Below are 14,211 nucleotides of genomic sequence, written 5' to 3' on the forward strand. Positions count from 1 at the left end.
GGGCTCCGGGGCGGGCGAGCGGGTCAGCCCGCCCCGGAGCCGTACGGGGGTGGGGTTACTCGGCCGCGGTCACGCGGTGGGCGTAGACCTGCTCGATCCAGCCCGCCTTGAACTCGGCCAGGTCGTCACGGAAGTTCGCCATCGAGGCACCGTAGGGGGCGACGACCCCGCCGGACTGGTCCGGCACGGACTGGCAGCCGTGCACGAGCCGGCCGCCGAGGGCTGAGTGGGCCTTGATGGACTCGATCCGGCGGTGCTCGTTGAACCAGCCGCCGTGGTAGACCTCGTCCAGCATTCCGCCTGTCTCGTCATCCAGGTCGAAGACGACGGAGGTGGCGGCGGGGAAGAACCAGCACGGGCCGACGTTGGAGATGTGGCCGTCCAGCTCGACTTTGTTGAGCGCCATCAGCGTGGCGGCCTCGCGCAGCATGCGCAGGTGATCGGCGGTGATCTGCGGCAGGCCGAGGCCGGCCAGGTGCTCCTCGCGGAAGAGGTACGAGTAGACCCCGTACGCCGTCGCCAGGACGCGGGCGGCGTCCGACGTGGACTCGCCGTGGTTCTTGATGAAGTCGAGCGCGAGCTGCTCGACCGTGCTCTCGGTCGTCTCGTCCACGTCGAGGAGCTGGGCCTTGACCAGCTCCCAGTCGGCGACGAGCCAGGTGTTGGACTCGAAGCGGAAGAAGTACTCGGCCGGGTCGATGGTGATGCGCTGGCCGTCCACCTGGATGCCGGGCAGGCGGCTCCAGCGCGGGTCGAAGGCGTCGGGCAGCTCGACCGTGATGGTCGCGGTGTCGATGGTGGTCACCGTTTCTCCGTCTCTGATCGGCCGGGCCGGGGCATAGGAATGCCCGAGCCCGTTAGGGCGTACGGAACTTGGGGGCCGCCCGGCCCGAGAGTGGGGCGGCTGTCGATAAGTGAACCGCCCGCTACGCAGAGTGGGTACGGTGTGACCGAGGCCAAGCGGTATACGCGGTTTACAGCTCCGGAGCGGAGGAGATCGTGCCAGCGCCGAACAACCCAAACTCCCGCCTGCGCGACACGATCAACGCCGCAGGGTGCACGTTCGAGGCACTCGCCAAGGATGTACGCCGCATCGCAGCCGAGAACGGCGACCTGCTCCAGACCAACAAGTCGGCGATCTCCCATTGGGCGAACGGCGCCCGCGCGCCGTCTGGCCGGACAGGGCAGTACCTCGCCGAAGCCCTCTCCCGCAGAGTGGGCCGCGTCGTCACCCAGACCGAGCTTGGTCTGGGTGGCGACGCGGAGTCGCCACCAGACACCGACCCCGTCACCACGGTCACGGATCTCGGCCGCGCGGACGTCGAACGCCGCCGCTTCCTCGCCATCGCCGCCTTCACCACAGCCGGCGTAGCCATGCCGCTCTTGCACGACCACGAAGCCACCTCCCGCATGCTCCGCGCCCGCACCGCCCGCTCCCTCGTCGGCAGCGACGACATCGACGTCGTACGCCAGATCACCGCAGCCTTCAGCGCTGCCGACGAACGCCTCGGAGGCGGCCACGGTCTGACGACCGTCACCGCCTACCTCGCCGACACCGCAGCCCCCATGCTCCGTGGACGCTTCCCCTCGGAACTCTTACGCCAGGCCGCCTTCGGTGCCGTCGCCGAACTCGCCTACCTCGCAGGCTGGAAACACCACGACCTCGGCCACGAAGGCGCCGCCCAGCGTTACTACCAGGTCGGCTATCAGCTTGCCTGCGAAGCGGACCCCCACGGCCACGCCGCCTGGATGATGCGTGCCCTCGCCCACCAGGCCCTCAGCCTCAAGCAACCCCACCACTGCGTCGACCTCGTCGAAGGCGCCCTCACCCGCGGCCTCGGCCGCGTAGATGGCCAGACCGAAGCCCTCCTCCACATCACCCACGCCCGCGCCTACGCCGCCACCGGCGAGAACCCCTCGGCCGCCCGTGCCCTCCTCGCTGCCGAAGACGCTCTCCTCCGGGACGACGGCCCACAGCCCAGCTTCTCCCGCGTCAGCGGCCCAGCCGCCGGCACCGTGGCCAGCCATACCGCCCGCACACTCACCGACCTCGCCGACCACATCGGCACCGAGCAACAACACCGCGACGCCCTCACCCGCTGGGACCCGGAGAAGTACAAGCGCGTCCACGCCCTCACCCACGCCGACCTCGGTGACAGCCTCGCCGCCCAGGCCCGAGCCGACGAAGCGGTCGCTGCCTGGACCCAGGCCCTCGTCCTCATGGAGGGCATGACATCCGATCGCACCCGCAAGGCGATCTCCTCCATCCGCTCCACCCTCGCGGTCTACCAGCGCCGCCGCGTCCCCGGCGCCGCTGAGCTTGCCCGCCGCGCCCGCGAGGCCCTCGCCTAACATGCCCAACAATCCGCCCGACGAAGGGAACCCCGTGGCTCAGCAGACCGACGACCGCTCCCAAGCCCTCAAGCCGGCGCTCGAATCGATGACCCTGCTGGTCGCGGCCGTCATCGTCCATGACAAGGCCACCAACCGCGTCGTGCTCCTCCAGCGCAGCGAGAACGCCAAGTTCGCCCAGGGCATGTGGGATCTCCCCGTCGGCAAGAGCGAGCCGGGCGAGCCCATCACCGAAACCGCGGTCCGCGAGCTCTACGAGGAGACGGGCCTCACGGTGAAGCCCGAGTCCCTCAAGGTCGCCCACATCATCCACGGCGCCTGGGGCGTCGAAGCCCCCAACGGCTTCCTCACGGTCGTCTTCGCCGCCCACGAATGGACCGGCGAACCCGAAAACCGTGAACCCCGCAAGCACTCCCAGGTCCGCTGGGTCGATGCCAATGCCATCCCCGATGCCTTCGTCGACACGACAGCCAGCGCCCTCCGCCAGTACTTGGAAGGTGGCGCAAGGGTCTCCTTGAACGGCTGGTGAGACTGTGTCAGCAGTCAGCTACGGCTGTGGCTTCACTTCAAGCTCGACCCGAAGAGAGACACAACACCTGCAGGAAGATCAGCTTCTTGGTCGAGCTCCACGTTTCGGGGATTTTCCCAGATCGGGAACCTCGATGCGACAACTCGGAACAGACCCACAGGCACACGGGCTTCCCTGGCCAAAACATCTTCGCCTATGCCTACTTGTCCCAGGATCTCTACCGCTCTGGGGAAAAGTGACGGTTGCTCGGTAACCGGCATCACGCCGGGCTCACGGCGGCGCCAGCCCTTTGATGACAGGTAGAGCATGGCGTTTCTGTACGTAACGTCGCCCATTACTCCCAACTGCCGTGATCGGTAGAGGAGGGCTTGGAGACTGACGTTCCATTCTTCCTTCAACGCGCTAAGGGCTCGCCAATCAGCCTTCGATGGAAGCGCTTCACGCATTTCTTCCGCGGGCATCAGTAGTTCTGCCGCAAACCGATGTGCTTGATTCTCGGTAATTCGGTCGCCAGGTTCCGAGTCGACATGCATCACGAGGTGACCGATCTCGTGTGCAACATCAAATCGCTGCCGAAAATAGTCGTTCTTCGCTGGGTTTAGGACGACAGTCGGGCGCGTGCCCGCCTCAAACGAATATGCGTCCACTGCAGCTGTCTGAATGGGACTGTAGACGATGAGGATGCCACGATTTTCTGCCATCCTGACCAAGTGGCCGATCGGACCGTGAGGAACATCCCAGTGCTTTCGTAGCAGTCGTGCTGCTTGCTCCGGTAGGTCCGTGTCTTCATCGTCGACGTCGACGCTCAGCCGGGGGATATCAGGATTGGGGAACTCCACGTGCCTTTCCAGGGCGGCGCCGACATCGCTGGCGACCAGCCCGTAGGCAAGAGCTTGATCGCGGGCCAGTTGTGATGTTGACCGCAGCGACCTGAAGTGAGGAATCGCCCCACCCGCTTCGGATCGCTGCGGCCCCGGGAGAAAGAACGATGGGTCAACGCCGAGCGTCAGGCACAACTGCGCCACCGTGGCTGGCGCTGGGCGCTTGGAGTTGCTCTCGTAGGCGGCCACTGCGGTGGGACTCTTGTCGATCTGAGCAGCTAGCGCATTCTTGCGGAGACCTGCAAGTTGACGCGCTAGCGTCAGACGACGCCCATCGAAAAGTCGCGAGGCGTCGCCGACGCGAACCTCGGCGAGACGACTACGTTCCATGACCATCCGCTCATTCCATCACTACTTTCCGTCGCCCTCCTGCACGTGACGACGGAGTCGAACGGCCGCGTCGGGCACAGAGTCAAACCCGCCCGACGGTTTGGGCGTGATGGGCTTCCGTGTGCGGCCGTAGTCCCCGGAGGGCGGCGTAAGTAGATCATGCTTCCAGTGCCATGCCGAGCCGCCCCCCTTGTTCAAACGAGAGCGGCCCAGGAAGAGTTCTCTGGCGCCGAGCTCTTTCTGAACTGAATGTGCGACGACTAGCGTGGTCAGAGCGTCCTCGTCTTCATCGAGAGACAGAAGTGCCTCCATGATGTCCTCGAAGAGGGGCGCTTCATCCGCGTCCACGGGGAGCATTGGTTGATCGGGATTGGTAACGGCCTGCGCTGCGACGCGCCGCTTGGTCGGGCTCTTCTGAGGCCACGGGATCACGTTGCTCTCCCCGAAGGGGAATGCCGACTGAAGCCACCTCCAGTCTCCGAAACGCCATCCCGGTGAGCCATTGAGATTGGCCCGCGTAACGGTGCCTGGGAGAATCCGAGGCATCCTGTCGAATTCTCTGGGCAGGAGGCCGGCAGCCACCGTGTCCAGACCTGAAAGGGCGTCCGCCGGGGAACTGACGGCGTACTTGCCGCACGAGAAGACTCGGTCCTGGCGGTCGCGCAGAAACCCGTGGGCGGTGTACCCGACCCAACCCTGATCGTGGCCGGCGTCGGGGTCGTAGTCGCGCATGGTGCGCGCGTACGCCGACTCGGCCGCCCAGCTGATCGCTGCCAACACGCCTGCCTCTTCAAGGTCTTCCAGCGCATCCTGCTGCTCGCTCATGAGGCGACTCTACACGTTCTCAGTATCTGATGCGCAAAAATGAACCATCGGCGGAGTGTTGCGCTTCGCTCTCAATCGATCATACGTTCTATCGAGTGGGTGGGCTACCTGCTGCGGCGGTTTCGGAGCCATCAACGCGTTTAGTTCGCACGGTAGTTAGGTTCCACGGTGTGTCGGCAGCCGTCGGCCACGATGGAGGGCTCGGCATCTCTGCAGGGCGTGGTGGTGTGCGATGCGCGGCTGCAGCAAGACGAGCTCATTCACCGAAGAGGAGCTCGTACGGCAGGTGGTCGTCGTCCGGAACGCGCGGCACGTGGTTCGGGGCCGTGCATGCCGCGATGGCCAACAGCCGGGCGGCAGCTTGCTCCTCGGAGGCAGGTGCGAGCCCGATGGCGTGCAAGACGTAGTCGCGCTCGGTGTCGAAGTCGGGGTAGTGCGAGGAGGCTTCGGCCTGCGCTGCCGATCTCGGGGCATCGATGGGGCTCGCTTGCTACGACCCGCAGGCTCGGCTACTGAGGCCGTAACTGCTACCGAATCGTGGGCTCGTGTAGCTCGGCGTGGAAGCGGCTGGTCACCCACTCACGCTTGCTGATGGGCGAACCAGCACGCCATGGAATTCGGCGGTCCTCGCTGCCGTGCTACAGGCCGCGAAACAGTGAACGCAGGGCGGCGGGTACTTGGTCTGGCCGGAGTCCGCTCTTCTCACGCTGACGCATTCGCCGGCCTGTTGCGTGCCGTACTTCGATGCTGCCACGGCCGCGTATGTCCCGCAGCGCGCAGACCGAGACCTCTCTCGCCGCCCCTGCTGCACCGCCTTCGAAGCACTGGTCGTGACCGTCGTGGGTTGCGGTACGGCGCCAAGGCCGGCGATGGTGCGAACACCGGGCTAGCTGGTTGGCGAAGTCGTGGGCGCTGCCGGGTCGAGCCGCTGGATCTTTGGACAGTCCCCGCTCGACAACGCTGCCCAGGCTTTGAGAGATGTGCGGAGCGACGTCGCGCAACTTGTCGAACTGGTCGTTGAGGACTCGGTCCCTGCGGGCGGCCTGTCCCAGGCTCAGCGGGCCGTTTGGGTACTGCCCGGACAGGAGGTAGAACACAGTCGCAGCAAGGGAGTAAACATCTGAGGCCACCGAACACATTCCAGTGTTCAACACTTCCGGAGCGACGGTGGCGAACGTTCCGGCCATCGCCGCCCTGCCAGCCGCGTCCATCCGCGCGGCAAGGCCGAGATCGCCCAGCAGAACGTCGCCACTGGTGTCGACGAAGGCATTGCCAGGCTTGACGTCACGGTGCAGAAGCCCCGCGGCGTGGATGCGTTCGAGCCCATATCCGAGTTGCTGACCCCAGTGCACTGCCTTGGCGGCGGCCACACCGAAGGGTGCGGCGGCCGATTCAAGGTCGCCGTGCATTACAGGCATAGTCAGGTAGCGGATGTCGGTTCCGCCTGCGATGTCGGCGTTGTAGACACCGAGCAGGTATTGGCTCTGAAGATGCTTGAGTACTTGGGCCTCGTCCCACGTTGCCGCTTGTCCTGGAGTCGGCTTGAAGAGCTTGAGCGCCACTTCCGTGTGCAGATGCTCGTCCTCGACGCGGTAGACCTCGCCACTGGCTCCACGCCCGAGGCGCTCCAGTACCTGGTAGCGATCGCTGATGCGGTTCCCGAGCTGGCGGTTGCCGACCTGGGCGATGACCGTTCCCGACATGCCCGACACCCTATAGTGCTGGGCATGGTGGCACTCGGGATCAGTGTGGGGTTTCCAACGGCAGGGCGGGGCCCTGTAGTTGTCTGTGTTGCCCTTGAGGGATCACAAGACGAGCCGCGGATGCAGGATGTGTGTGAGCTCCGAACCGCAGCGTTGGAGGTCATTGACCAGGTCGAAGACTTGGGGCGCAAGCTCAGTAGCAAGCTCTCGGCTTGGAACCCCGACGCCGTGGTGATCTGCATCGCGGATGTCAGCCCCTCTGGCAACCGCATGGCGGCACCGCGGCATCGCCTCATGATCGAAGGGGCCCTCGGGTACGTTTGTCGCGATCACAAGATCCAGCAGGTTGCGTACCGGAACGGTAAGGAAGTCGGCGAGGCGCTCGGCCTGAGCAAGGCGGATGCTCTTGCACGCGGTAAGGCGCTGGACTCTAAGCGATCGGCGGCGGCTGCGGCGGCCCTGACCGCTCTGCCCGCCGCGTCTACCACAGACCCGAATCCGTTGTAGAAGAGGGGCAGGCCGGCGGTCGTTCTCCGAGTACATCCAACACATCCACGCCGCAGTCTGCGGCCTGTGCTGCGACCGAGGTCAGTTGGTGGAGGACGACTGCGTGGACACGTCGTACTCCGAGGCTGCGGGCGTGGCGCGCGGCCTGCGCCACAGTAGTGCCGCTGGCAAGGTTGACGTCCACGATCAGCACGTTCTGGGATGCTAAGGCTGTCTGCGAGGACAAGCTGACCAACTCGCTGTACGACGACAAGAGCGCCCCCACCAAGCGCTCCGCAACGGGGCTGGCGGCGAGGATCGCCTGAGTGCCATGTTGACGCGCGACAGCCATCACTTGCTCGGTGGCGTCGCGAAGGGCGCCTGGATCAGCTAGGCGCTCGATGTTGCCGTGAGCCGTGTCCACTGCGTCCAACAGGTCGCTCATCGGTACACCCCCATCGGTTCACTGACTTTCGGTATGTGCAGTCTTGATGGGCAACGACGGCGTGCCAATAGCGATACTGATTCCGTTACCCACGACCTTGCCTTCGGCCCCTGCGGGTAGCAAGTCGAGTGCCCATCCATCCCCATTCTGAGGTGCGACGGGTTCCCCACCCGAGGCTGCCTAGGGGTATCTGAGCCACGGCTACGGACGGGCCCAGCCGCTGGCGAAGTCGCAGTGGAGGTCGGTCCAGCGGCGCTGTTCGGCGGGGGTGTAGTCGGGGGACTCCTGGAGGTGTGCAAGAGCCTGGACCCACTGGTCCCAGAGGCCGTCGGGCTCCGTGAAGCGGTCGGCATGCTGCGTGCCGAGGTGGGCGTCGAGGCGGAGGAGGGCGCCGAGGGCTTCTGGCTGGTCGTAGCGGAGGTCGGTGCGGGGCAGGTAGCGGTCGAGGTAGGCGGTGAGGATCTCGGCGTCCGCGTGCGTGCCGAGGCGGGCCAGGGCGAAGCAGTAGCCGCCGCCGGAGTAGCAGACCTCGCTGGCTAGGAGCAGGTCGCCGATGCGCTCACGGAACGAGGTGCGCTGGTCTACGCCGATCAGCCAGGCGGCGGTGAGGCGTGAGCGCCATTCGTAGGCGAGGAGGGCTTCCAGCTCGGCGTCGGTGATTGCGGCGGCGTCGTCGATCAGGTGGCGGGTGAACCGTTCGGCGTGAGGCCACCCGGGTCGCAGGACACGGCGGCTGCCCAGTTCGAGGTAGCGCGGGTGGTCCGAGTCCTTCCTCGTCACGTACCGCTCGATCACGTGGCCGTAGCCGGTCTCCTTGGGGTGCTGGAACGGCATGGGTTTACCTCTCCGGGTGCAGGTCGGTGCGGTCGATCCAGGTGGGGGCGACGAAGATGTCCTCGCCGACAGGCGCTTCGGTAGCTTCCAGGAGGGACCAGGTGCGGGCCTCTTCGACCAGGTGCTCCCAGGGCGCGCTCCAGTCGAGCTGCCAGTCGAGGCCGGTGCCGGAGACGCAGTACGTGCGGCCGGCGTCCACCCGCCAGAACTGGGAGTAGAGAATCAGCTGGGCGTGGTCGGCCAGGTCGTTGATGATCGCCGTGAAATGGGCAGAGGGCCAGCCGGGGCTGTCCGCTGGGGTATCGGTGCGCAGGCGGGCGGTCAGGGATGGGACGACGGGGCTGCGGGCGCCGAGTGCCGTCATCGCCCAGCGGATGCCGTCAGGCTCGGTCCAGTCCGGCGGGGTGGCCCGTTCCAGGCAGGCGCGGTAGGCGCGGCGCAGGGGCTCGGCTGCGCCGTCGATCTCCAGGCTCGCCAGGGCCACAGCTGCCCATTCGCGGACGGTCGGGTTGTCGCTGTCCAGCAGTCCGATGAGGGCGGGGCCACAGCGTGGGTCGCTCACCTCCTGGAAGACCTCGATGGCGGTTAGCTGCCCGAAGCCGCCGAGGGAGGGCAGGCCGTCGATGATGGCGGGGATGGCGGCAGAACCGAGCCAGATCAGTTCCGCGCGGGCGTCGTAGGACGCGCCGGCATCGCCGTCGAGCTGCTGGACGAGTCTCTCGATGCGCGATGTCATGATGCCGGGCGGTCGCGGTGCCAGAAGGTGGGGAGCCACCAGCAGAGAACCGCGGTCATCGGGCCACGGGATGCGGTCCTCGGCTCCCCAGTCCTCGAAGGAATCGCGCGTCAGGTCGATGGGGCGCCAGGTGGGGTCGAGCGGCTCGTCCTTGGCCGGAGGGCGGACGTACTGCTGGCCGTGCTGGTCGCAGGCGCCGAAGTCCTGGTAGTTCCGCTGGGCCTCGATCAGGGAGACCTTGTTCGCTCCGCCGTCCATGGTCGGCCAGCGGAACTGGACCCCGTCGTCCTCCCAGAAGCAGACCGGGCAGATCTCGTACGAGCCGGGCATGGCGTCCAGAACGCGGTGCCCGCAGCATGGACAGGGGTAGGAGTCGCTCACCTGCGCAGTCTCGTTGCAGGTCCCGCTGCTGCGCCATGGATTTCTCTGCCTCGGCGTACTCGGCCAGTCCGCAGCCAGTCCGCAGGACGCCCGTAAACGGCCGTCGGCAGCCAACGCATGCCAACGAGGAAATGCCAGGTCAGAGCCCTGAATGGGGCTCCACCGCAGGTCAGGATCTGGCTTCAGACATTCCGCTTCAACGTGTAGCCGCTGGTCGAACGCGCGGTGGGGAAGGGGCCGGACTCCCGTGAGTCCGGCCCCTTCTTTCAGGTGCGCGGCGGTGTGAGCCCGTCGAGGTCCAGGCTGATCGCGAAGGGCACCGGGCGCTTGAGGGTGCCGCGGAAGATCCCGGCGGGCGCGGCTTCACGTTAGCGGCCCGCGGCGGTCCCGGTCGCGTGTGCGGGGTGCGGAGGTACAGTGATCGGCTTGGAGCCGGCGGACGGGGGGACCGTTGATGAGCACGGCGGGAGCGGCAGGGGCCCGTATCGATGACGCGGGGAACGTCCTGGTCGCGGCCGAGGATCCGGTCGGGGGGTTCTTCGGGGCCGTGGTCACGCCCGGGGAGCTCGGGGCCGGGGGGCTCGACCTGGCCGGGAAGAGCGTCTACCTGTGCGGGGACCCGGCCGCCGTCAGTGCCCGGCGGCTGGAGCGGGCGGAGCGGGTGTTCGTCGTGGGGGAGCCGGCGCACGGGCGCCGCGAGGGCGGCGGCGAGGGGTGGACCACCGTCGGGCTCGGGCGGGTTCCCGTCCGGGTGCACGGGGCCGGGGTGTACTACCCGCGGTTCTTCGAGCCCGGGGACCGCCACTTCGGACGGATCCGCGCGGAGCACGAGTTCCAGTCGCTGACGGAGTCCACCAAGCCCGGGACGGCCCACCGCAGCGGGATCTACCTGACGCCCGTCACGCGGGAGGGCGAGGAGCTGCACTTCCGGCTGCTGCGCTGCTCCACGAACCTCTCCGGGCCGACCGAGGGCTTCGGCCCGACCGACACGGAGATCGTGGACGCCCTGAACCGCGAGGCCGCGACCGTGTTCCGGGGCCACGGGCCGCTGAACCACGTCCTCGCGCAGATCTACCACAACACCCCCGCCGTGGAAGGGCGCAAGCAGTCCAAGGCCCGGATCTCGGCCCACGCCGACAAGACCAAGGACATGCCGGCCGACGGCGTCATGGCCTTCTGCACCTTCTACGACGGGCTCGACCGGCTGGAGCCCCTGGACGGGGACCCCTTCGACCGGGGCGTGAACGGGGTCAGCGGGCTGACCAGGCTCCGGTTCCGCCTCAAGGACCCGGCAGGAGAAGGCGGTGCGGCCGCGCTGCCCGAGGAGTTCAGCGTGACCCTCCATCCCGGCTCGGTGTTCTTCGTGCCGCTGTCCACCAACCGCCTGTACACGCACGAGATCCGGCCCTCGGCGCTGGACGCCGGGCTGCTGCCGACCCGGCTGGGGTACGTGGTGCGCTGTTCGAGCACCGAAGCGGTCCACCGGGACGGGGCCACGTTCCTGAAGAAGCCCGGCGGGCTGGTGCGGCTGGGACCGCCCACGCCCGAGGGCATGGACGAGCTGCGCAGGCTGTACGCCGAGGAGAACAGGAGCACGTCCGCCGTCGACTACGGCGACGGGTTCCTCTTCAGCATGAACGCGGGAGACTACGTTGCCCCTCGGACCTAGGGTCCCGGACGAGATCCTCACGCGTGCCCTGCCGGCCGGGGAGGACCTCTTCGCGGAGCTGTCCGCGTCGGTGCGGTGGGAGGAGCTGGGGAAGGGGCGGCGGGGCGCCGTGCTCACCAGGGTCGACGGTGCGGGCGCGGTGCCCCTCGTACGCACCACCACCCGGTACGGCAGCCCGGCGCAGCGCTTCCGGCCGGTGCACGAACGGCTGGCGCGGCGGGTCCGGGAGCTCCTGGCGCTCCCGGCCGGCTTCGACAACGCCCTCGTCGAGAGGTACACGAACGCCTACCGGACCATGGGGGCCCATTCCGACCAGGCCCTCGACCTGGCCGACGGCTCGTTCATCGCCGTCTTCTCCTGCTACGAACGTCCCGAGGCGGGGCCGCCCCGGAAGCTGCTGTTCGAGTCGAAGGAGTCCGGCGGGCAGGGGTTCGGGATACCCCTCGTCCACAACGGCGTCGTCGCGTTCTCCCTCGACACGAACCGGCGGTTCAAGCACAGGATCGTGCTGGAGGCGCCCGCCCCGGCGGCGGACAACCAGTGGCTGGGCGTGACCTTCCGGACCTCGAAGACCTCCGTGCGGTTCCGCGACGGGCACGCGTACCTGCCGGAGGGCGCGCGCCTGACGCAGGCCGACGAGGAGCAGGCGCACGAGTTCTACCGGCTGCGGAGGCGGGAGAACGACGAGACGGGCTTCGCCTACCCGCCGCTGGCGTACACCGTCAGCGGGAGCGACCTGCTGCCGCCCGTCTGACGCGTGCCCCTGCGTGTTCCCGCAGTGCGGGTTCACCACCCCCTCGAGATGTTGAGGGGGCGAGGGGCGCCGCGTGAACATGGCAGTACCAGTCCAGTCCAGTCCACTCCGGTTCGGCATCCCTGAGAGGCATCATGTACCGCTTCGCCGTCGTCCCCGCTCCCGCCGCGGCCCCGATCTCCCCGTCGGCCGACGACATCGGGTGGGGCGTCACCGGGCCCGCCTAAGCGGGGGCCGGCTCCTCGGGGGAGCCGTCGAGCAGTGCCGACTTGGCTATCAGGTAGCCCAGTTGGGCCCGGCTGCGGCTGCCCAGGCGCGCGGACATCCGCGCCACGTACTCCTGGCAGCGGCGCACGCTGATGCCGAGCCGCGCGGCGGTCACCGAGTCGGTGTCACCGGCGACGATGTGCCGCATGATGGCCCGTTCCAGGTCGTCGGTGATGCGGGTCGTGGCCCGGTCGCGGCCGGGCGGGGTGAAGGGGACGGCCCGGGTCCACGAGCGTTCGAAGAGGGCCGTGAGGAACGAGACCACGGCCGGAGCACGGATCTCCGCGGCCACCCGGTCGTCGTCGTCCTCGGGGATGAACGCCACCGTCCTGTCGAAGACGATCAGCCGGTCGAAGTTCTCGTCCAGCGTGGCCACCTGGGCGCCGCGCTGCTGGACGGTGTGCACGAAGGCGCGCGTCGCCGCGCTGGAGCGCGCGTTGTGCTGGTAGATCGTCCTCATCCGCACCCCGCGGTCCAGCATCTCCAGCGTGGCGGGCAGCGACTCGCTGAGGACGGCTTCGGACCTGCCCCCGCCGGGCTGTGAGGTGAGCACCTCGAAGCGGCATTCCCGGGCCGCCAGCCGGATGGCGGCGTTGATGTTCGGGTGGTCGGTGTGCGTCACGTACCCGTAGGTGTTCCGCAGCCGGCTGTTCCGGTATTCGGCGACCACCGGACCCAATTCGTCCCGGAGTCGCAGCAGGTTGAGCGCCGAGCGGGCGGAGTTCTCCAGGATCTCGGCCACGACGTGGCTGCCGATCGTCTCGGGATTCACGGGAACGAAGCCGCTGCTGCTCCGGGAGTCCGGAACCGCGAGGCCGGAGGAGAGGAGCCTTTCCAGTGAATCCTCGCGGGCTGCGGGGGACCGCTCCCCGTCGGCGGAATCAGGAGCCGCAGGCGGGTGGGATGCCGAATCCTGCGCGAGCAGCTCTCGGTAGAGCTGAATGTCCTGGGACCGGAGTGATTCGAGAGGTGTACCGAACGTAGGCGTCATCGGGAGTTCCCCCATGCTGGCAACTGGCGCTCCCGCCCAGGCTAGTTGCCCCAAATCCGGCCAACCTCGGGGCCGACTGGAGCCTTTGGTCACATCTTCGGGTGGGATGTGAATTCGGTCGGAGGGTGTGATTCCGATTCTTCCGCGTGTTCCTGCGGTGCAGGTTTCCGAACCGGTATCCGGACTTGTCCGGGTACTCCCCTGCGGCCAGCATCGGTGTTGTCGCATTCATCGCGGCAATGTCGAAGCAACCGATAAAAGGAGTTCGTGGTGACGACCGAGGCAATACGTTCTCAGGGTCCGGCCGCTGATATCAACCCTCCCTACAGGTACTTCTCGGACGAGGAGTTGGGGCAGGCCCTGGACGCCCACACGGCGAGCGAGATCAAGCTCTTCCTGGAGTCCTGGGAGGAAATGCCCGTCGACGCCTACATGAAGGACGGCGCGGACTACCGCCGCCGCCGTCACGGCCTCTTCCACTTCTCCGGCGGGGAAATCGTGCAGGACCCGCCGCGCGCCTTCCACCAGTCCGCCGAGGTGAACTCCCTGCACGGCGGCGTCGACCGGCACTTCCCCCCGCTGGCCGATGAGGTGGCCGCCGGCGGAGTACTGCACACCCTCATCCGGTTCTTCGCCGAGCGGGTGCCCGGCGACCTGGACCCGGCCACCACCGGGGTCGGCGTCCACCAGATCCGCATCACCGCGACCCGCGACGCCAAGGGCCTCCCGGCCCCCGAGGGCGTGCACGAGGACGGCCACCACTACGTGGCGCAGGTCCTGATGCGCCGCACCGACGTCGTAGGGGGCGAATCGCAGCTGTACGACCGCGACCGCCGCCCCCTCCACAGCACCACGCTGCTCCGGCGGTTCGAGTCGATCGTGATCGACGACCGCAGGGTCTTCCACGGAGTCTCCGCCATCGAGCCGGCCTCCGGGGTGCGCCAAGGCGTCCGCGACATGCTGCTGATCGACTACTTCCCGCTCCCGGCCGACGGCTCCGCCGGCTGACCGACCCCACCCCCGACCGC

The 14,211-nt window shown here is 67.7% G+C and carries 14 protein-coding genes and 1 pseudogene; 6 read left to right on the forward strand and 9 right to left on the reverse strand.

The window, feature by feature from the left end; all coding sequences use genetic code 11:
• Positions 1 to 55: 55 nt before the first annotated feature.
• Positions 56 to 805: a hypothetical protein gene (locus D1J60_RS22820; RefSeq protein WP_125822356.1), complete on the reverse strand. Its 750-nt coding sequence runs from the start codon at positions 803 to 805 to the stop codon at positions 56 to 58.
• A 194-nt stretch (positions 806 to 999) separates the two neighbouring features.
• On the opposite strand from D1J60_RS22820, the gene D1J60_RS22825 reads away from it, so the two are divergent.
• Together D1J60_RS22825 and D1J60_RS22830 are read left to right on the forward strand one after the other, a co-directional pair.
• Positions 1,000 to 2,352 carry a tetratricopeptide repeat protein gene (locus tag D1J60_RS22825; RefSeq protein WP_125822357.1) on the forward strand — a complete coding sequence of 451 codons (1,353 nt, stop codon included), beginning with the start codon at positions 1,000 to 1,002 and terminating at the stop codon, positions 2,350 to 2,352.
• 1 nt (position 2,353) lies between these two features.
• Positions 2,354 to 2,881: an NUDIX domain-containing protein gene (locus D1J60_RS22830; protein ID WP_125822358.1), complete on the forward strand. Its 528-nt coding sequence runs from the start codon at positions 2,354 to 2,356 to the stop codon at positions 2,879 to 2,881.
• A gap of 32 nt (positions 2,882 to 2,913) precedes the next feature.
• On the opposite strand, the gene D1J60_RS22835 is transcribed toward D1J60_RS22830, so the two are convergent.
• The 3 genes from D1J60_RS22835 to D1J60_RS22845 form a co-directional block, all read right to left on the reverse strand.
• On the reverse strand, positions 2,914 to 4,092 hold the full coding sequence (locus D1J60_RS22835) for an XRE family transcriptional regulator (protein ID WP_125822359.1): 1,179 nt from the start codon (positions 4,090 to 4,092) through the stop codon (positions 2,914 to 2,916).
• A 21-nt stretch (positions 4,093 to 4,113) separates the two neighbouring features.
• On the reverse strand, positions 4,114 to 4,917 hold the full coding sequence (locus tag D1J60_RS22840; RefSeq protein WP_125822360.1) for a hypothetical protein: 804 nt from the start codon (positions 4,915 to 4,917) through the stop codon (positions 4,114 to 4,116).
• Between the two features lie 638 nt (positions 4,918 to 5,555).
• The gene (locus D1J60_RS22845; RefSeq protein WP_125822361.1) at positions 5,556 to 6,620 is read right to left on the reverse strand and encodes a serine/threonine-protein kinase; all 1,065 of its coding nucleotides are present in this window, start codon (positions 6,618 to 6,620) and stop codon (positions 5,556 to 5,558) included.
• A 120-nt stretch (positions 6,621 to 6,740) separates the two neighbouring features.
• Here D1J60_RS22845 and D1J60_RS22850 point away from each other — a divergent pair, with 120 nt between their 5' ends.
• Positions 6,741 to 7,127 carry a hypothetical protein gene (locus tag D1J60_RS22850; RefSeq protein WP_164720948.1) on the forward strand — a complete coding sequence of 129 codons (387 nt, stop codon included), beginning with the start codon at positions 6,741 to 6,743 and terminating at the stop codon, positions 7,125 to 7,127.
• Here the strand turns inward: D1J60_RS22850 and D1J60_RS22855 are convergent.
• The 4 genes and pseudogenes from D1J60_RS22855 to D1J60_RS38170 all read right to left on the reverse strand — a co-directional run.
• On the reverse strand, positions 7,102 to 7,551 hold the full coding sequence (locus D1J60_RS22855) for a phosphoribosyltransferase (protein WP_125822363.1): 450 nt from the start codon (positions 7,549 to 7,551) through the stop codon (positions 7,102 to 7,104). The two genes, D1J60_RS22850 and D1J60_RS22855, sit on opposite strands and share 26 nt — an antisense overlap.
• Before the next feature lie 201 nt (positions 7,552 to 7,752).
• On the reverse strand, positions 7,753 to 8,385 hold the full coding sequence (locus D1J60_RS22860; protein ID WP_206436557.1) for a DUF6000 family protein: 633 nt from the start codon (positions 8,383 to 8,385) through the stop codon (positions 7,753 to 7,755).
• Between the two features lie 4 nt (positions 8,386 to 8,389).
• The gene (locus D1J60_RS22865; protein WP_241253371.1) at positions 8,390 to 9,502 is read right to left on the reverse strand and encodes a CPCC family cysteine-rich protein; all 1,113 of its coding nucleotides are present in this window, start codon (positions 9,500 to 9,502) and stop codon (positions 8,390 to 8,392) included.
• Between the two features lie 266 nt (positions 9,503 to 9,768).
• A pseudogene (locus tag D1J60_RS38170) lies at positions 9,769 to 9,861 on the reverse strand (Uma2 family endonuclease); the annotation flags it as partial.
• 95 nt (positions 9,862 to 9,956) lie between these two features.
• On the opposite strand from D1J60_RS38170, the gene D1J60_RS22880 reads away from it, so the two are divergent.
• Positions 9,957 to 11,171, forward strand: a complete 1,215-nt coding sequence (locus D1J60_RS22880) for a hypothetical protein (RefSeq protein WP_206436558.1) — start codon at positions 9,957 to 9,959, stop codon at positions 11,169 to 11,171.
• Entirely contained in the window at positions 11,155 to 11,925 is a 771-nt protein-coding gene (locus tag D1J60_RS22885; protein WP_125822366.1) for an alpha-ketoglutarate-dependent dioxygenase AlkB, read from the forward strand. The genes D1J60_RS22880 and D1J60_RS22885 overlap by 17 nt, the downstream gene beginning before the upstream one ends.
• A 223-nt stretch (positions 11,926 to 12,148) precedes the next feature.
• Here D1J60_RS22885 and D1J60_RS22890 read toward each other — a convergent pair whose 3' ends face one another.
• Positions 12,149 to 12,964 (reverse strand): helix-turn-helix transcriptional regulator, encoded by an 816-nt coding sequence (locus tag D1J60_RS22890; protein ID WP_125822367.1) that lies wholly within the window; start codon positions 12,962 to 12,964, stop codon positions 12,149 to 12,151.
• A gap of 489 nt (positions 12,965 to 13,453) precedes the next feature.
• Between D1J60_RS22890 and D1J60_RS22895 the strand changes: the two genes are divergently transcribed.
• Positions 13,454 to 14,191 (forward strand): 2OG-Fe dioxygenase family protein, encoded by a 738-nt coding sequence (locus D1J60_RS22895; RefSeq protein WP_241253372.1) that lies wholly within the window; start codon positions 13,454 to 13,456, stop codon positions 14,189 to 14,191.
• Positions 14,192 to 14,211: the final 20 nt, after the last annotated feature.

The organism is Streptomyces sp. W1SF4 (assembly GCF_003950035.1).
In the GTDB taxonomy this organism is placed as follows: domain Bacteria; phylum Actinomycetota; class Actinomycetes; order Streptomycetales; family Streptomycetaceae; genus Streptomyces; species Streptomyces racemochromogenes.